Here is a 16,228-nt window from a genome sequence, read left to right on the forward strand (position 1 = left end):
AATTTAAATATTTTTTACTAAATTTTCGCAGAGTTTGCTCATCAACTGAAGGGGGCTGCAGGTCGCTAGGAAATAACGCCTTTGGTAACTGTGTGGTTAACCTTATCGTGACGGTGTTGGGGGATATGCCGCTGTCTAGAAGAGTACCTAGTGATGCTTAAAGCATTCATATAGTCAGTGGGAAATATCTACCCGAAGCGACTCGCCTTTGACTTGGATTCCTGAATTCCAAGAACACTTCTCACTAGCCTATGAGCCGAATATAATCCATAATCGGCTCACAATATGATCTGAATAGGCGGGGCAATCGGCTCATGTATATCTGGGAGCAGCGCAACTGGCCGCATTTTGAGTGGGATGAAGCCCTTCTTCGGCCTACGCTGGATGCCATTCGGCTACTGCAGGGCCGCGTGGTGGGTAAAACCGAGGCCGCTCTTGGGCAAGCGGATCTGGATGTGGAGATGGATGCGCTGATTCAGAATGCTATTCGTACCAGCGAAATTGAAGGTGAGCGCCTGGATGTTGGTTCCGTGAGGTCTTCCGTTGCTCGCCAGTTAGGTTTAGAGCAGGCTGGTGTCTCTGCTAGAACAACACCTGAATCTGAAGCGCTGGTCGAGCTATTGCTGCAATCCACGCATCAGTTGGATGAGCCGCTTACCCATGAGCGGCTGTGCCTTTGGCAGTCCATGCTGTTTGTGCAAGGCCCTGGCTTGATTAGTCAGGTACGTGTGGGCGAGTTGCGTGGTGATCACCCCATGCAGGTAGTCTCAGGGCGACTTGATCGGCCTACCGTCCATTTTGAAGCGCCGCCCCGTGGGCAATTGGAGGCTGAGCTGGATGCCTTTATTACTTGGTTCAATCAGCCGCCTCAGGGGCTTGATAGGTTGGTTCGCGCTGGCATAACCCATCTATGGTTGATTACCTTGCATCCCTTTGATGATGGCAATGGGCGCGTCACTCGTGCAGTCACCGACCGGGCGCTTGCACAAGCAGAGCGTCAATCCGTCCGGTTCTATTCCTTGAGCGCGGCCATTATGGCGCGCCGTCACGCTTACTATGATTACCTCGAAAGCGCTCAGAAAGGCAGCCTCGATATTACGCCGTGGTTGTTGTGGTTTCTGGACACGCTGAAAGAGGCACTCGAGCAGGCGCTGTTAAGAATCGACCGTGTGTTAATAAAAGCCACCTTCTGGCAGCGACATGCCACCACCGTGCTGAACGAACGGCAAATCAAGGTGCTGAACCGCTTATTGGATACAGCAGGGGAGGAGTTTGAGCAGGGCATCAATGCTCGTAAGTACCAATCGTTGGCCAAAGTGAGTAAAGCCACCGCAACGCGGGATTTGGCCGAGCTACTGGAAAAAGGCTGCCTTTCCAAGCTTCCCGGCGGTGGGCGCAGTACACGCTATACGGTGTTACTTGGGCAAGTTTATGAAGGCACGCAGTAAGTAGTGGGCTTGGTCAGTGAGACTATATCGCTTGCAATGAAAATCGACCTATAGCAAGTGAATGCCTTTGCCTCAAAGCACTTTGAAGGTAACTCACCCGCTATGTGCTTTACTATCTGCACCTGTTATTCACGGAGGAAGCATCCATGGCCATAGGTGGCTTGATAGGATTACTGGATGACATTGCCGCATTGGCGAAGTTGACCGCAGCATCACTGGACGATGTGAGCGCCGCCGCTGGGCGTGCGACGGCGAAGGCGGCCGGGGTGGTGGTGGATGATACGGCGGTGACGCCGCAATATTTGCAGGGGGTGACAGCGGAGCGTGAACTGGCGATTGTGAAGCAGATCGCGCTGGGGTCGATCCGCAATAAGCTGATTTTTATCCTGCCGGTGGCGCTGCTGCTGAATTACTTTCTGCCCGCGCTCTTGCCGATCATCCTGATGGTGGGTGGCACTTACCTTGCCTTTGAAGGCGCGGAGAAGGTCTGGCATAAGCTATCCGGTAAGCATGACGACGATAAACCAGCGGTAGAGAAGGGGCCGGAAGCCGAGAAAAAGATCGTGAGTGGTGCCGTTCGCACCGACCTGATTCTATCTGCTGAAATTATGGTGATCGCGCTGGCCACTGTCTCCCATCAGGGGTTCTGGTCACAGATGGCTAGCCTGGTGGTGGTCGCGTTTGTCATCACGCTACTGGTGTATGGCGTGGTGGCGCTGTTGGTCAAGATGGATGATATCGGCCTGAAACTTGCCCAGCGGGATAGTTCGGGAGTCCAGGCCCTGGGCCGTGGTTTGGTGACTGCCATGCCCAAGGTACTAGCGACCATATCGGTGGTGGGTACCGTCGCCATGCTCTGGGTGGGTGGGCATATCCTGATGGCCAATCTGGGTGCCGATGGCACGGGTTGGTTCAACGCGCCCTATGCGTGGGTACACCATGTCGAGCATGGCATTGCCGAGGCAACCGGTGTTTTGGGTGGCTTGCTGGGCTGGAGTTTCAATACGCTGTGTTCTGCGGTGATTGGCTTGTTGGTGGGCTCGGTGGTGGTGGGGGCGTTGCACCTACTTCCCAGTAAGAAGATGCAAAATGCCTGAAATCCTTAAGGATTAGATATTTTGTTAACTCAAAGTACACCCTATTTAAATTTTTCAAAGAGCGCAGGGCTGACTCTTTAGTAAAGTGCTAATTTTTAAACTACAAGTGCACATAACAAAGCTCTACTCAAGAAAGTGCTTGTCGCCAAGAAGGGTATCTTCGCGTTCAAAGGCGGCACGGCGATAAACCTGTTAAATCATATCCCCTTCCCAAATGATCCTTGAGCCGAAAAAAAAGCCTATTCGGCTCAATTTGTGATCCGAATATATCACTTTAAGGCGCCATCCTCTTTTAACGCCTCCCGGACGAAAGCGCTGGGAGATTGGCCGAGCACCTTGCGAAACATGTTGGAGAAAGCGGCTGGGCTGTCGTAGCCGAGTTCCAGCGCTGTTTGGGTAACGGAACTGCCGGACAGTAGCTTGGGAATAGCCGCCATCAGGCAGGCCTGTTGTCGCCATACGCCAAAGGAGAGCCCGGTCTGCTGACGGAACAGGCGGTTGAAGGTGCGCTGACTGCAATGCAACTGCTGGGCCCATTCATCAGGCAGCGTGTGAATATTTGGCTGGCCGAGAAACGCTCTGCACAGGCTGGCGAGTTGAGGATCGTGGGGCAGGGGCGCAAACAGTGGCAGGGCCTGAGCCTGTTCCAGTTCGTATAGGAGTAGTTGCGCCAGGGCACCATCGCGGCCATTTTCGTCATAGCGCGCGGGGATGTGGGCGGACGCCAGCAGTAGGTGGTGCAGGAGAGGCGTTACGACCAGCACCTCGCAGTTGGGCGAAGCGCGTGGCGCGACGTGGGGCTCGATATACAGGCTTCGGGTGCTCACCCCGTTCATGCGCACCTGATGGCGCTTGCCCGCAGGCAGCCAGACTCCGCTGTAGGGTGGCACCATCCAGGTGCCGTCATCCGTATTGACTTCCATCACGCCGCTCATGCCATAGAGAAACTGGGCACGCCGATGGGTATGAAAATCAAGGAGGGTGCCGGGGCGGTAGTCAGTACCGATGGCCACGATGGGCCGTGCCACATGATCCACATCTGAAAGAGGCGTATTGAGCATTAGCGTTAACCTGGCTGAAACGCGTTGATGGTTGTCCGAATGACGAATGTCGGCCAATCCGTGCCAGCATATAGTGCCTGCTGTTTCGTTTCATCAGGAGAGTGCCGGTGTATAGCGTATTGCTGCTTTGTGGTGGTTTGGCCGGAGTGACCACCGTACTGTTCGGTTTCGGCGGTTGGTTTGTGGTGGTTCCTTTGCTGTATACCCTGCTGATGGCCGTCCATGGGCTGAATAGTGGCATCGGTCAGGCGGCCATGCATATCGCGGTGGCTACCTCGACGGCGTTGATGGTATTTGCTGCTTCGCTGTCCACATGGCGTCACCATCAACGGCAGACCGTGCAGTGGCAGCTGGTGCGTCCGCTGGTGGGCTATATCGCCATGGGGGCTGTGCTGGGCGCGGCGGCAGCCGTGTCGTTAAGTGGCGAATGGGTGCGCTGGGCATTTATCGGCTATTTGGGTCTCACGATTGCGGATGCCGTTCTGCGGCCCGGTTTTCTGCATCAGGCGGAGAGTGATGTGCGTCCTATGGGTCGTGGGGTAACGGCGATGACGGGGACACTGATTGGTGCGGTGGCCGCCTTGCTGGGCGTTGGTGGCAGTGTGATGACCGTTCCGTTTATGCGCCGGAGAGGCGCGAGCATGACGGCAGCCACCGCCATGGCCAATCCGCTATCGTTGCCCATGGCGGTAAGTGGCACCGCGACGTATGTGTTGCTGTCGTCAAATCACCCAGCGCTGGGGGACTGGTATGCCGGTTATGTGGATCTGCGCGCCTTGCTGGTACTCGCAGTGGGCTCATGGCTCGGCATCCGCTTGGCGTCGACCTGGATCGGGAGTATCCCTGACCGTATTCATGCCAGGGTATACCTGCTACTGCTAACCATGGTGCTGGTGGTGATGGTTTTTGTGCGTTGAAGCGTCTAATTTTGCTTGGCAGAATTATGGCGATATTTTGCTGTATAAATGAACAGTTTTTGTGATAAGGTTTACTTAATCTCTGATTGCGGGCGCGCTTGAATCTCTCTTTTAGTATGGAAAGGTGACTACTGCCGTATTGAGTGCTGCTTGCTTGGGAGGTGCTTGTTTTAAAGACATAAAGCGTTTGATGTAAACCTGGGAGGCAGCACTCATGAATGATCAGCAAATACAGATATTCACCAGCGAAGATGGGCAATCACACCTCGAGGTAACGCTGGAACAAGATACCGTTTGGTTAAGCCAGGCGCAGATGGCTGAACTGTTTAGCACCAAGCGCCCTGCAATCACCAAACATTTAAGTAATATTTATAAGAGTGGAGAGCTGAGTGAAGACAGCACATGTTCCATTTTGGAACATGTGGCTGAGCATGGGCAGCGATACCGCACCAAACACTACAACCTTGATGCCATTATTTCTGTTGGTTATCGGGTTAGTTCGAAGCGTGCCACTCATTTCCGAAAGTGGGCAACTCAAGTATTAAAAGAACATTTGGTACAAGGCTATACCTTAAATCAACGCCGCCTAACCGAGCGTGGCATAGAGTTTGAGCAGGCGGTGAGTTTGCTCAGCCGAACCCTGACCAATCAAGGCTTGGTTTCAACCGAAGGCGAAGCGGTTGCCCGTGTGATTAGCGATTACGCCCGCTCCTGGAGTTTGCTACAGGGCTACGATGAGCAGCAGTTGGCGGAAGTGGGCATCAAACAGCCAGGTATGCAGCCTTTAGGGGTGGAAGAGGCACTTCAGGCCATCGGTGAGTTGAAACAGACCCTGATTGGCAAGGGGGAGGCCACCGAGCTATTCGGTCAGTTGCGGGGTGACGGTCTGACGTCCGCCCTGGCCACCATTGAGCAAGGCTTTGGGGATGAGCTTTTTTACCCTAACGTCGCCACTCGCGCCGCGCACCTGCTTTACTTTGTGATCAAGAATCACCCTCTGGCCGATGGCAACAAACGCTGCGGCTCGTTTCTATTCTTGTGGTACCTGCGCCGCAACGCCGCGTTGCTGGCAAAGCCAGTAGAGCAACTGATTAATGACAATACCCTAGTGGCCCTGGCTCTATTGGTGGCGGAAAGCCTACCGGATCAGAAAACGTTGATGATTCGGCTGATCGAACATTTCATCTTGTTGCGATAGCTGTACCCCTCGCTGGCGACCGCAGGGGCTTTGCCCATTAAGCCTCTTCTATTCCATCCACTAGAAAAACGCGATAGTCGGCACCCTGGAAACGGTGTTTGCGGGCTTCCTGATAGGCGGGGCTTTCGTACCAGGCGCGGGCGGCGGTCATGTCGGGGAAGCGTAGAATCACCGCACCTTCCATGGCGCTTCCTTCTAGTACCTCAAAATCACCATAAAAGGCCAGCGGCTGTGGGTCGTGGCCTTCGCGGGCAGCTTTGGCCTTTTCGCTGTAGCGCTTCATTTCTTCGTTGTCGTGAGTGTGTTCACGGGTTAGTACGATGTAGGCGGGCATTCGGCTCTCCTCGTTGGTATTAAATGCGCTATGCAATCATACCTGTTGTTGGTTGGGCGCTGTCCACTTACTCTCAAACCCCTGCTCTCATAACCTTACTCTCGAACCCCAGCTCCTAAAGCCCCATTAGCAAGCCACCAACCTATTCGATTGCCTTGATAGCAACTGTCGGTATCATATTGTGGGTGTTGTCCATCATTACGCCCCTTTACCGCGAGCTTCTATGACCCAATCTAAAACGCCGTTCATTGTGGTGCTGAGCTTGGCATTGACCATGATGCTGGGCCCGTTTTCCATGGATACGTACCTGCCAGCTTTTCCGGTTATTGGCGAATCGCTGGGAGTTTCTCAGCAGGCGGTGTCGCTGAGCGTTTCAGTGTATGTCTTCGCGATGGCGTTTGGTCAGTTAATCGGCGGTGCGCTTTCAGACCGCTTCGGGCGCCAGCGGGTGTTGATGAGCGGCCTGGCGATTTTTGCGCTTTCAAGCATTGTCATTGGTATGGCGGATTCTCTGAACACGCTGCTCGTCGGGCGGGCAGTTCAGGCTCTTGGCGCCGGTTTTACTCTGGTATCTGTGCCGGCGCTGGTGCGCGACCGGGTGGCGGGCCGCGACGCCGCGAAACTGTTTTCGATGATGGGCTTTATCATGGTGCTGGCGCCTGGCATTGCGCCGAGCGTGGGTAGCGCGATTCTGGCGCTGGGTTCCTGGCACTATATCTTTTTCGCTTTGGCGGTATACGCGGTGCTTCTAGTGCCGTTGTTGGTGCGGGTGCTTTTTACCGGTACGGGCAAGGTGTCTCGAGCGAAAAGCCCTAAGATGAGCCTGATGGCGCGTTACAAAATGGTACTGTCGACAAAGCCGGCCCTTCCGTTCATCGTTTGGCAGGCTGCCTCATTTTCTACTCTGATGATGTTTATCACCTATGCATCATTTATCTATCAGGGGCATTTCGGTAAATCTCCATCAGCCTTTTCAATGCTGTTTGCGGCGAATATCGTCGCGATGCTTATCTTCAATATTCTCAATCGAGTGTTGCTTTCCAGGCTATCGTCACTGCGTATCCTGCAGCTGGCAACGGGCTGTCAGGGTGTTGGAATACTGTTATTGGTGGTGGCTGCCTTTATGGAGTGGCCGCTGTACTCCTTCCTGCCCGCCATGATGCTGACCATCGGTGCGGTAGGGGCGATCTCGCCGAATATTCAGGCCTGCTTTTTGGAGTACTTTCCCACCAGTGGCGGAACGGCCGCAGCGCTTTTGGGCGCCGCTCAGTTCGGTGTTGCCGGGCTGCTGAGCGCACTGTCTGCCATGTTGCCGCATACGCTTGAAGCGGTCATCCTGGCCATGGCCGCCTGTGGCTCGGTGGCATACCTGATGCTTGCCCGTTCTATCATCAAAGGGCGGGCCGCTGTTGAGGCGGACTAGGCCAGGCCCTACTCACTTGTTGCTAAAATACCCTTGCCAAAAGCCACGTGTTATCCAAAACATAATGATCCATGACGTTAGAAAAGGCTGGCTGTAATGAATATTGATCTTTACCAGGTAGATGCGTTTGCCTCTAAACCGTTTGAAGGTAACCCTGCGGCGGTTTGCCCGCTGGAAACATGGTTGGATGATGCGTTGTTGCAGGCGATAGCCACGGAGAACAACCTCTCTGAAACCGCCTTTTTTGTGCCGACTGAGTCTGGCTATCACCTGCGCTGGTTTACCCCTTCAGTGGAAGTGGATTTGTGTGGTCATGCCACGCTGGCGGCGGCGTGGGTGATTTTTAATGTGCTGGGCGATAGCGCTGAAACACTGCAGTTCGAGACCCGCAGTGGGCAGCTTTTAGTACAGCGTGACGGTAACGAGCTGGCGATGGATTTTCCCGCAAAGGTAGTCGAACCCTTGGCGATGGAAGCTGAGGTAAAGGCAGGGTTAGGGATTAATGAGATCGAAGCGCTGCTGATATCGGACGATATCGTGGTGGTAGTTAACGATGTGCAGTTGATTGAATCTCTAGCACCGGACATGCAGCAATTGAAGCGCCTTCCTGGGCGCGGCATTGTCGTTACTGCGAAAGGCAGCGATGTAGACTTTGTCTCCCGTTGGTTCGGCCCCAAAGTCGGTGTGGAAGAAGATCCCGTTACTGGCTCGGCGCATACCTCGCTTGCGCCTTACTGGGCGAAAAAACTGGGTAAACAGCAGCTTACTGCACGCCAGGGTGGTGCCCGCAAAGGTGCGCTGAGCTGCGAGATAGAAGGCGACCGCGTGATTATCAAAGGCCGCGTTGCGCCTTACTTGAAAGGGGTAATTACGCTGCCATCGCAGTGACAGGCCAGGCCAGGGCTGGTGCAGTCGATAATCCGCTAATGAGAATTAGCGGAATCGTCAGCCGGGATAAAGGTCGCAGGCTCTGCCACTGGAGGTAGCTGCTTGTTTTCCAGAGTTGCCAAGGCAATCTTGTAACAATCCTCAATATGGCTGTTGCCCATGTACTTCATGGCAGTAAAGCTAATAGTGCCTGCCACGGCGCTGCCAATAAAGGGAACAAACTTAGTAACCCCTTTGGCGGCGACTTTAACGCCCATCTTATTCAGCAGCGTTATGATTAACTTCTTGGTGATGTATTTTCCGGCTAACTTGCTTCCCGTATTGGAAATGGCGGTCATCACAAAGAGTTTGGTTTCGGTATCTAGGCTTTCGATTTGTTCAGGCGATAACCCAAACTGAGCGTTAATTTTGGGAATTATGCGCATTAAGATAGCCACGTCAGAGCCGATATCCAGCCCAGGTATGGGAATGATAGCGGTACCCGCCGAAATCCCTGCGCTTTTGGTCACCATCGAATAGCATGACTTTTTAATGGCATCGAGTTGTTCCCTTGTCTCAATCATGCGGTGTTCCTTTTTTACGATACTGAACTGCGATATTGCAGGGGGCAGCCTTTACGCCGTTACTTCTCCGCATCCCCGCTCGGTGCAGGTGGGTTGGTGGTCATACAGCGTTTGAATGATCTGACAGTTAGCAGCCTTGCCGCCTCGGCATTGGTGAACCACTTGGCGCAGTTCGCCTGCCAGTGCTTGTAAGGCAGCGATGCGTTCTTCTAAGTGCTCTAGATGACGGCTGGCAATATTATCGGCGGCGGTGCAGTCGGTGTCGGGGTTGTCGGAAAGTGCTAACAACTCCTGGATACTGTGCAGATCTAATCCCAGGCTACGGCCATGGCGAATAAAGCCAATGCGTTCTAATGCCGCCTGATCATAAGACCGGTAGCCTTGTTCTCCTCGCTGTGGCGGTGCCAGTAATCCCAGCTTTTCATAGTGGCGAATGCTTTCCGGCGAGCATCCGGTTCGGCTGGCAACTTCCCCGATACGATAGTAGCGTTTCATAAGCTTGACCCTGTAACGATTACAGGGTTTAGGCTAGTCGTTATTCTCTTGACTAACAAGCAGGTAACCGACGATGAGTTTGATCAATGAGCTGTTGAGTATTGCGTTAAGCGCCGCACCTTGGCTGCTGCTGGGGTTGGTGATTGCGGGATTAATTAAGGCTTTAATGCCGGAACACTTATTACAGCGTTGGATGGGTGGCCGCGGGCTGGGTAGCATTACCCGGGCGGCGGTGATTGGTATGCCGTTGCCGCTGTGTTCGTGTGGGGCGATTCCCACTGCGCTGGCGTTGCATCGGGGTGGGGCGGGCCGTGGGCCAACCACGTCTTTCCTGATTAGCACACCTGGCGTTGGGGTGGATTCAATGCTCATCACCAGTGTGCTGTTAGGCCCCTTAATGGCGCTGGCGCGAGTGTTGGGAGCCTTGGTAACTGCGATAGTGACGGGCATTTTAGTGGGCTTTACCGGCCAAACAGCGCTGCCGAAAAGCACCCCTGTTAGCGGCTGCTGTGCATCAAAAGGCTGTGACGCTGACAGTGCTAACGCACATGCCACTGAGTCGACGGGGGTAATTGCAGGGTTGAAGTATGCCTTCAGTGATTTATTGGATGACATCAGTAGCTGGATGTTTGCCGGTTTATTGTTGGCGGGGGTGCTGGTTACCTTTGTGCCGCCAGAAACTCTGGTAGGTTTTTCGGGTGGTTTGTTGGCGCTAATCCTTATGGCGGTCATCGGCATTCCCTTGTATATCTGTGCTACTGCAGCCACCCCCGTTGCTGCTGGTTTACTATTGGCGGGCATTTCACCGGGAATGGCGTTAGTCTTTCTGCTTGCTGGTCCTGTAACGAGCCTAGCCACCCTGGCTATTCTGCGGCGTGAGTTTGGAAACCAAGCGTTAGCGGTTTATCTCGTCAGCATTCTGCTGGTGACGGTGTTGATCGGCTGGGTGTTTGATAAAGGGCTAGCAATGACGGGATGGGATCCGGTTCAGCAGGCCAGCCAAGTTCAGGAGCTGCTACCTGCATCTGTCGAGTGGTTGGCTTTAGGCGCATTAGTCCTGTTCTCTATTCGTCCTATACGTAAGCGGTTGTTGGGGTTTTAGATCGCTGCATTCACTAATAAGTTTTTTGAAGAAATGATCATAAATAGAGCTGAGCTTTACCGGCAGTTAGCCTTAGAAACGCACCTGCGGCAGGGGTTGTCGACCATTAATAGAGTCATCTGCGTGCTGATTTTGCTGGCATCGCTGGTGGCTATTTTGGAAACGGAGCCAATGCTGCGGGCGCTTTCACCACGCCTTTTTCCTACCTTAGAAACTGTGTTTGTGGTGATCTTTATCGGTGAGTATTTATTGCGTCTGTATGTTGTCGGTGAAGATCCTCGTTACCGCGGGATAAAAGGCCGGTTGCGCTATGTGTTTTCGTTTTGGGCCATGGTGGATTTACTGGCGATTTTGCCTTACTTCCTGGGGTTTATGGTTCAAAACAACGGCTTCTTACTACGCATGTTGCGTTTGGGGTTAATGCTGCGGCTAACCCGTTTAGGTAGATTCAGCCAGGCTTGGGCAGCACTGGCAGAGGCGCTGAAGTCTCGTTCTCATGAGCTGTGGTTGAGTGCGGGTTTGGCGATGCTATTGCTGCTACTTTCCTCTTTCTGTCTTTATTTGGCGGAAGCCTCAGCCCAACCGGGTGCTTTTGGCAGCGTGCCCCGTGTGCTGTGGTGGAGTGTTACTACGCTGACGACGGTAGGGTATGGCGATATGGTTCCTATCACTGGGTTAGGTAAGTTTTTTGCGGGATTGACGGCGGTGGCGGGCATCGGGATTATCGCGATGCCCACGGGGATTTTAGCGGCGGCATTAAGTGATGCGTTTCAGAAAAATCGCTAGTCTCAGTTGGGAAGTCAACCGCTGAGGCCTGTTGGGTGTTATTCCCACGACGAGTGGGGCGTTATGTCGTGGGAGACGTGTTACTAAAACATCCAGGTCGCGCCTAGTAATGGGCCACTCATCGATACATCAACGCGGGTGCCGTTTTCATCGCGGTCTACTGCCAAGTGCCGAAAGCCTGCTGAAAGGTGAAAAGCATCATTTACCTGGTAATTCGCGGTGGCGACCGCTTGCCATGTGCTACTGGCACCTATGCCGAAGCCGCCCCCATCAACATGTACTAACGTTGACCACTTAGGTGTCCACGTTGAACGCAGTCGGGCAGCTAAAAGCGGATCGACCCAGCGTTCAGTGTGACTGGCACTAACGCCTAAGGCGGGCACGCTCACGTCAGCTTCTATTCGCCAAGCCCGTGCACCCGCTAATAGATCTAGGTATTGGGTCGGGGTGTTGAGCACTTGATAGCCTGCTGCTGCAGTTATCGAACGCTGACGTAGGTTGCCTTCTATCGCAACGCCGGGTAGCAGCGTGCTCTCATGGCTCAGTGATGCCCAGGTAACATCTCCAAACAATACCCAGCGGTCTTTACGGGCGCTGCCGGCCATAAAAAAAGCACCTTCTAGGTCACTCAATACATCACTAAAAGAGCGTGAGGTGCTGATAGTCGGGGCGTTGGAGAGTGGCCGCACGTCGCCAGCCAGCCCTACCATCCACACATAGGGGGTTAGCTGGAAACGCCAAGAGTCATCTTGTGCGTGGGTATTGGCAGCGAAGCCAGCAGCCAAAAAGCCAACTGAGGCAATAAGTAAGCGGGCGTTGGGCATCATCATTGTCCTTATGAGAGTGTCCTAATGAGGGTGTCTTTATGTTAGCTGTGCCGTTTAACTTTTACCGACATATGTTCACCGACTCAAGCGGTAGCGCAACTTTGGCAGTGTGCGAGCGACGGGCGGCAAACGGGTTGCCATGACTAACGTGGCAATGGCGGCATACATGGCCCACTCTTGCATGTCGGCGCGCACCACCCAAAAGAAGTGCAGCAGTACTAGCCCTAAAATAACGTAGGCAAATTTGTGTAACGGCTTCCAGCGTTTGCCTAAACGGCGCATTGACCAGCGGTTAGAGGTAGCACCCAATACGGCAAGGCCGATCAGTGCGATCATGCCGACAATGATGTAGGGCCGTTTGACCAGCTCGCTACCCAACAGTGCCCAGTTAAGCCCTAGAATAAACAGCGCGTAGCTGAGCATGTGCAGGGTGGCGTAGGCGAGTGTCCATAGACCAAGCTGACGACGGATCAATGCAAAGCCTTTCCAGCGGGTGAGCTTGGTGAGCGGCGTAAGGCTTAGCGTGAGGAGTAGCATCCATAGCCCGCCAATGCCGATGTTCAGCAGCAGGTAATTGCCTGGTTCGGGGCCTGCGGCGTTAATCGCTACCTGCCAGCCCCAGAACACCAGCGGCGCGAGCGCCGCCAGGAAAACGCCTATCCGCCACAGTAACCATACCCGTGGCGCAGCCATTAGTAGTGCTTCCTTAAATCCATACCAGCATATAGCTCGGCAACCTCGTCGGCATAGCCGTTGAACATCTGGGTATCAATGGTATTAGCGTTGAACAGGCTGTTGGGAAGCCGCCGCTCGGTGGCTTGGCTCCAGCGTGGGTGGTCAACTTGTGGGTTAACGTTGGCGTAGAAACCATACTCATCGGCGGCGATTCGTTGCCAGGAGTTGACCGGCTGCTCTTCCACCAGTGAGATACGCACAATCGATTTAATGCTTTTGAAGCCATACTTCCAGGGCACCACCAGCCGCAAGGGTGCGCCGTTTTGGTTGGGCAGTTCACGGCCATACATGCCCATGGCGAGCAGTGTTAGCGGGTTCATAGCCTCGTCTAGGCGTAAACCTTCCACGTAAGGCCAGTCGATTATTGAGAACGAAGAGCGCTGGCCACGCATTTGTTCTGGGTCCACCAGGGTTTCAAAGCGCACGTACTTGGCTTTGCTAGTGGGGTCGGCACGTCGAATCACCTCCGCAAGGGGGATGCCAAGCCAGGGAATGACCATCGACCACGCCTCTACGCAGCGCAGTCGGTAAATGCGCTCTTCAAACTGCGAAGGCTTAGCGAAGTCTTCTAGGGCAAAGCGCCCGCCGTTATTTACTTCACCATCGACCACCACGCTCCAGGGCTGGGTTTCCAGGCTGCCTGCATGGCGGGCGGGGTCGCGTTTATCGGTGCCAAACTCAAAAAAGTTGTTGTAGCCGCTGGCATCATCAAAAGGGGCGATTTTATCTTTCTCGGGGTTGCTGGGGGTGATGGCTCGCCATTGGGTGTCGCTGATTTTTTCCTTCAGCCAGGCTGGGGCATCGCCTTCCGGCACATCAGAATAATCTTCGTTGGCGCGGACGTGGCCGGAGAGGGCAAGCCCCGCGCCTAAGCCCGCCATGCCGCCCATAAAGCGCCGTCGGGAGAGGTAAATAGATTCCGGTGTTACATCGGATTCGTGTAAATCACTCGGTTTGGCAATCTTTATAAGCATGTGGTGTCTCCACTCGCTACGGGGAAAGGGTGATAAATACTGTGACCAGTTTGCATGAGAGTTATCACAACCAACTCCCTAGGTTATTACGTATTTATAACGTTGGCGGGCGAGGGGGCGGTGGGTAACCGTATGCAGAACGATGCTCCGCCACTGGTTAGGTTTTCGACACCGATATCACCGCCCTGAAGCGTCATGATTCTGCGCGCAATAGCCAGCCCTAGCCCAGCATGGCCAGCGCCACTAGAGGTTTCGCCACGATAAAACGGGTCAAATATATGCGGCAGGTCCTGTTCCGCAATACCTGGGCCGCTGTCTTGTATGCAAACCTGTGGTTCTCCATTCGTTTGACTAAGCACAACGTTGATGTGGCCGCCAGCGGGACTGTAGGCAATGGCGTTGCTGATTAGGTTGTCCAGCACGCGTTCGGTCATCGCTAGGTCGGCATACGCGGTTGGTAATGCTGGGTTGCCACTTAACGTTAGCGCCAAGTGGCTGTCGCGTGCAGCTTGGTCGTGTTTCTGCACCACGTCATGGACCAGCTCCGCTAGCGGGAAGGGTTCTGGCACGGGCTGTTTCTCTCTTGCTTCAAGTGCAGCAAGCTCGAAGAGCTCATCCACTAAGCGGCTTAACCGACGGCCCTCTTTGAGTGCAATGTCGAGAAAGCGATCCTGTTCTTGGGGGCTGAGACGATCACGCCTTAATTTCAGGCTTTCGATATAGCCTTGCATGGAGGCTAGTGGAGTACGCAGATCGTGGGATACCTGGGCGATCAAACGACGGCGCTGGGCATCTTTTTCTGTCAGTTGTTCGATCTGGGTGGCAATTCGATGGGCCATGTCGTCAAAGGTAGCGTCCAGATAATCGATCTCATCGCGCACCACAGACTGTTTGTCGTGCCATCTGTTGTCGAGTTGGGGCTGGCTCATGTCGCTGTTCTCGAACGCTTCTACTCGGCGTGTTAATGATCTCAGGCGGCGGGTAAGCAGGCGAAAAATGGTTAGCCCTGCGAGCATCGCCACGGTTAGGCTGACCAGCAACGCCCAGGCGCTCATTTCCAGTAGTTTGCCACCACGGGCCATGGTTTCCGCTGCGTCGTACTCTTCACCCCGCAATACCACATAAAGGTACCCTTCGGGGTTGTCTGCTGTTGGCACCGGGGTAACGGAAAAGACTTTCTGCCGATCGTGACTGCGGGGGTCATCGCCAAGTATCGGATAAAGGCTCATGTCATCCATCAGCCTGCGTATAGGAGCCATCGAGACTTGCTTGCGTTTAATCTTCGCTGGGTCTGCTGAATAAGACAGAATGGTGCCATCCAGTCCTAGCAGGTAGATCTCGATGCTGGGATTAATGGCCATGTAGAGTGCGAACAGTTCTTCTAGAGCGCTACTATCCAGTTGTCCGTTGCTGACCAGATTTCTGTCTGATACTAGATTTTTGGCCAGATTCTGGTGTAACGCCTGATTGACCGAAGCGTTGTATTCACGCAGCGAATAGAGGCTGATGAAGGTATATAGCAGGCCGACGGCGAGCAATAACAGAAACAAGCCAAAGGCTAGCCGAGTATAGAGTGTTTTCAGCATAACTTATTCGCGGAAGCGATAGCCCACCCCCCAAACGGTTTGGATAAAGGCCGGGTCAGCGGGATCTGCTTCGATCTTGCCCCGTAAGCGGTTGATATGGGTATTGACGGTATGCTCATAACCTTCGTGGCTGTAGCCCCACACGGTATCAAGCAGTTGGGCACGGCTAAATACTCGCCCGGGATGCGTGGCAAAATGCCAAAGCAGGTCAAATTCCCTAGCGGTGAGTTCGACTGGTTGATCCTTTATAAACACCCGCCGACGCAGCGGATCAATGCGCAGCCCGTCCGTGATTAATTCTTGCTGGCTGGGTTGCGTGACGGTGGCAGATGCCATGGCATCTACGCGTCGGAATAAGGCTTTCACCCTTGCCGATAGTTCAGCCACACTGAAGGGCTTAGTGAGGTAATCATCCGCCCCCATTTCCAGGCCCAGCACTCGATCCAGCTCAGTGCTTTTAGCGGTAAGCATCAGTACTGGAACGTAACCTGGGCCGGAGCGGATTTCGCGGCAAATTGACAGCCCGTCTAAGCCGGGCAGCATCAGGTCGAGAATCACTAGATCGATACCCCCTTCACGAAAACGTTCAAGCCCGGTATCACCCCGCTCACAAAGAATAGGGTTCATGCCAAGCTCGGCCACATGCATGCGGACGAGCTCACCGATACCCGGGTTATCCTCAATAATCAGTACGTTTCGTGTCATAGGTCGTCGCATTATCTTCTTTTGTGCTTTTGCCTTATGGCTCTAGGCGCTTGGATGCTCGTGATATTTTCCTACTCATTGGTCGGAAG

The 16,228-nt window shown here is 54.0% G+C and carries 17 protein-coding genes; 8 read left to right on the forward strand and 9 right to left on the reverse strand.

The window, feature by feature from the left end; translation table 11 throughout:
- Nucleotides 1-314: 314 nt before the first annotated feature.
- Together K7H08_RS04520 and K7H08_RS04525 are read left to right on the forward strand one after the other, a co-directional pair.
- Nucleotides 315-1,448, forward strand: a complete 1,134-nt coding sequence (locus K7H08_RS04520) for a Fic family protein (protein ID WP_038481805.1) — start codon at nt 315-317, stop codon at nt 1,446-1,448.
- Between the two features lie 146 nt (nt 1,449-1,594).
- Nucleotides 1,595-2,545: a DUF808 domain-containing protein gene (locus tag K7H08_RS04525; protein ID WP_038481808.1), complete on the forward strand. Its 951-nt coding sequence runs from the start codon at nt 1,595-1,597 to the stop codon at nt 2,543-2,545.
- 269 nt (nt 2,546-2,814) lie between these two features.
- On the opposite strand, the gene K7H08_RS04530 is transcribed toward K7H08_RS04525, so the two are convergent.
- Nucleotides 2,815-3,606, reverse strand: a complete 792-nt coding sequence (locus K7H08_RS04530; RefSeq protein ID WP_038481811.1) for an AraC family transcriptional regulator — start codon at nt 3,604-3,606, stop codon at nt 2,815-2,817.
- Nucleotides 3,607-3,713: 107 nt separating this feature from the next.
- Between K7H08_RS04530 and K7H08_RS04535 the strand changes: the two genes are divergently transcribed.
- Entirely contained in the window at nt 3,714-4,523 is an 810-nt protein-coding gene (locus tag K7H08_RS04535) for a sulfite exporter TauE/SafE family protein (protein ID WP_231657299.1), read from the forward strand.
- A gap of 214 nt (nt 4,524-4,737) precedes the next feature.
- Nucleotides 4,738-5,721 (forward strand): virulence protein RhuM/Fic/DOC family protein, encoded by a 984-nt coding sequence (gene rhuM / locus K7H08_RS04540; RefSeq protein WP_038481817.1) that lies wholly within the window; start codon nt 4,738-4,740, stop codon nt 5,719-5,721.
- 37 nt (nt 5,722-5,758) lie between these two features.
- Here rhuM and K7H08_RS04545 read toward each other — a convergent pair whose 3' ends face one another.
- The gene (locus tag K7H08_RS04545; RefSeq protein ID WP_038481820.1) at nt 5,759-6,055 is read right to left on the reverse strand and encodes a DUF1330 domain-containing protein; all 297 of its coding nucleotides are present in this window, start codon (nt 6,053-6,055) and stop codon (nt 5,759-5,761) included.
- Nucleotides 6,056-6,278: 223 nt separating this feature from the next.
- On the opposite strand from K7H08_RS04545, the gene K7H08_RS04550 reads away from it, so the two are divergent.
- Both K7H08_RS04550 and K7H08_RS04555 read left to right on the forward strand, forming a co-directional pair.
- A complete protein-coding gene (locus K7H08_RS04550) occupies nt 6,279-7,478 on the forward strand; it encodes a multidrug effflux MFS transporter (protein ID WP_038481823.1) in 1,200 nt (399 codons plus the stop codon).
- A 96-nt stretch (nt 7,479-7,574) separates the two neighbouring features.
- Nucleotides 7,575-8,366 (forward strand): PhzF family phenazine biosynthesis protein, encoded by a 792-nt coding sequence (locus K7H08_RS04555; RefSeq protein ID WP_038481826.1) that lies wholly within the window; start codon nt 7,575-7,577, stop codon nt 8,364-8,366.
- Nucleotides 8,367-8,401: 35 nt separating this feature from the next.
- Here the strand turns inward: K7H08_RS04555 and K7H08_RS04560 are convergent, their stop codons facing one another.
- Nucleotides 8,402-8,929: a hypothetical protein gene (locus K7H08_RS04560; RefSeq protein WP_038481829.1), complete on the reverse strand. Its 528-nt coding sequence runs from the start codon at nt 8,927-8,929 to the stop codon at nt 8,402-8,404.
- Nucleotides 8,930-8,980: 51 nt separating this feature from the next.
- The gene (locus tag K7H08_RS04565; protein WP_089039014.1) at nt 8,981-9,424 is read right to left on the reverse strand and encodes a MerR family transcriptional regulator; all 444 of its coding nucleotides are present in this window, start codon (nt 9,422-9,424) and stop codon (nt 8,981-8,983) included.
- Nucleotides 9,425-9,497: 73 nt separating this feature from the next.
- On the opposite strand from K7H08_RS04565, the gene K7H08_RS04570 reads away from it, so the two are divergent.
- Both K7H08_RS04570 and K7H08_RS04575 read left to right on the forward strand, forming a co-directional pair.
- Nucleotides 9,498-10,526: an SO_0444 family Cu/Zn efflux transporter gene (locus tag K7H08_RS04570; protein WP_231657300.1), complete on the forward strand. Its 1,029-nt coding sequence runs from the start codon at nt 9,498-9,500 to the stop codon at nt 10,524-10,526.
- A gap of 33 nt (nt 10,527-10,559) precedes the next feature.
- Nucleotides 10,560-11,312 carry a potassium channel family protein gene (locus tag K7H08_RS04575; protein ID WP_120385648.1) on the forward strand — a complete coding sequence of 251 codons (753 nt, stop codon included), beginning with the start codon at nt 10,560-10,562 and terminating at the stop codon, nt 11,310-11,312.
- An 83-nt stretch (nt 11,313-11,395) separates the two neighbouring features.
- Here the strand turns inward: K7H08_RS04575 and K7H08_RS04580 are convergent, their stop codons facing one another.
- From K7H08_RS04580 to K7H08_RS04600, 5 genes are all read right to left on the reverse strand, one after another.
- The gene (locus K7H08_RS04580; RefSeq protein WP_198348563.1) at nt 11,396-12,136 is read right to left on the reverse strand and encodes a hypothetical protein; all 741 of its coding nucleotides are present in this window, start codon (nt 12,134-12,136) and stop codon (nt 11,396-11,398) included.
- Nucleotides 12,137-12,214: 78 nt separating this feature from the next.
- Nucleotides 12,215-12,832: a protein-methionine-sulfoxide reductase heme-binding subunit MsrQ gene (msrQ, locus tag K7H08_RS04585; protein ID WP_038481844.1), complete on the reverse strand. Its 618-nt coding sequence runs from the start codon at nt 12,830-12,832 to the stop codon at nt 12,215-12,217.
- Nucleotides 12,832-13,848, reverse strand: a complete 1,017-nt coding sequence (msrP, locus tag K7H08_RS04590) for a protein-methionine-sulfoxide reductase catalytic subunit MsrP (RefSeq protein WP_231657302.1) — start codon at nt 13,846-13,848, stop codon at nt 12,832-12,834. Before msrP ends, msrQ begins: the two co-directional genes overlap by 1 nt.
- Nucleotides 13,849-13,934: 86 nt before the next feature.
- Complete coding sequence (locus tag K7H08_RS04595) at nt 13,935-15,434, reverse strand: sensor histidine kinase (RefSeq protein WP_231657303.1); 1,500 nt, start codon at nt 15,432-15,434, stop codon at nt 13,935-13,937.
- Between the two features lie 3 nt (nt 15,435-15,437).
- The gene (locus K7H08_RS04600; protein ID WP_038481852.1) at nt 15,438-16,139 is read right to left on the reverse strand and encodes a response regulator transcription factor; all 702 of its coding nucleotides are present in this window, start codon (nt 16,137-16,139) and stop codon (nt 15,438-15,440) included.
- Between the last annotated feature and the right edge of the window lie 89 nt (nt 16,140-16,228).

The sequence above is a fragment of the Halomonas sp. IOP_6 genome (genome assembly GCF_021151565.1).
Lineage (GTDB): Bacteria > Pseudomonadota > Gammaproteobacteria > Pseudomonadales > Halomonadaceae > Vreelandella > Vreelandella alkaliphila.

Bases quoted from the DNA above. Each gene is read 5' to 3' on its own strand.
- K7H08_RS04530 (WP_038481811.1), bottom strand. From the start codon at position 3,606: ATGCTCAATACGCCTCTTTCAGATGTGGATCATGTGGCACGGCCCATC.
- msrQ (WP_038481844.1), bottom strand. From the start codon at position 12,832: ATGGCTGCGCCACGGGTATGGTTACTGTGGCGGATAGGCGTTTTCCTG.
- msrP (WP_231657302.1), bottom strand. From the start codon at position 13,848: ATGCTTATAAAGATTGCCAAACCGAGTGATTTACACGAATCCGATGTA.
- K7H08_RS04520 (WP_038481805.1), top strand. From the start codon at position 315: ATGTATATCTGGGAGCAGCGCAACTGGCCGCATTTTGAGTGGGATGAA.
- K7H08_RS04550 (WP_038481823.1), top strand. From the start codon at position 6,279: ATGACCCAATCTAAAACGCCGTTCATTGTGGTGCTGAGCTTGGCATTG.
- K7H08_RS04570 (WP_231657300.1), top strand. From the start codon at position 9,498: ATGAGTTTGATCAATGAGCTGTTGAGTATTGCGTTAAGCGCCGCACCT.
- K7H08_RS04545 (WP_038481820.1), bottom strand. From the start codon at position 6,055: ATGCCCGCCTACATCGTACTAACCCGTGAACACACTCACGACAACGAA.
- K7H08_RS04560 (WP_038481829.1), bottom strand. From the start codon at position 8,929: ATGATTGAGACAAGGGAACAACTCGATGCCATTAAAAAGTCATGCTAT.
- K7H08_RS04565 (WP_089039014.1), bottom strand. From the start codon at position 9,424: ATGAAACGCTACTATCGTATCGGGGAAGTTGCCAGCCGAACCGGATGC.
- K7H08_RS04600 (WP_038481852.1), bottom strand. From the start codon at position 16,139: ATGACACGAAACGTACTGATTATTGAGGATAACCCGGGTATCGGTGAG.
- K7H08_RS04575 (WP_120385648.1), top strand. From the start codon at position 10,560: ATGATCATAAATAGAGCTGAGCTTTACCGGCAGTTAGCCTTAGAAACG.
- K7H08_RS04555 (WP_038481826.1), top strand. From the start codon at position 7,575: ATGAATATTGATCTTTACCAGGTAGATGCGTTTGCCTCTAAACCGTTT.
- K7H08_RS04580 (WP_198348563.1), bottom strand. From the start codon at position 12,136: ATGCCCAACGCCCGCTTACTTATTGCCTCAGTTGGCTTTTTGGCTGCT.
- K7H08_RS04595 (WP_231657303.1), bottom strand. From the start codon at position 15,434: ATGCTGAAAACACTCTATACTCGGCTAGCCTTTGGCTTGTTTCTGTTA.
- K7H08_RS04525 (WP_038481808.1), top strand. From the start codon at position 1,595: ATGGCCATAGGTGGCTTGATAGGATTACTGGATGACATTGCCGCATTG.
- rhuM (WP_038481817.1), top strand. From the start codon at position 4,738: ATGAATGATCAGCAAATACAGATATTCACCAGCGAAGATGGGCAATCA.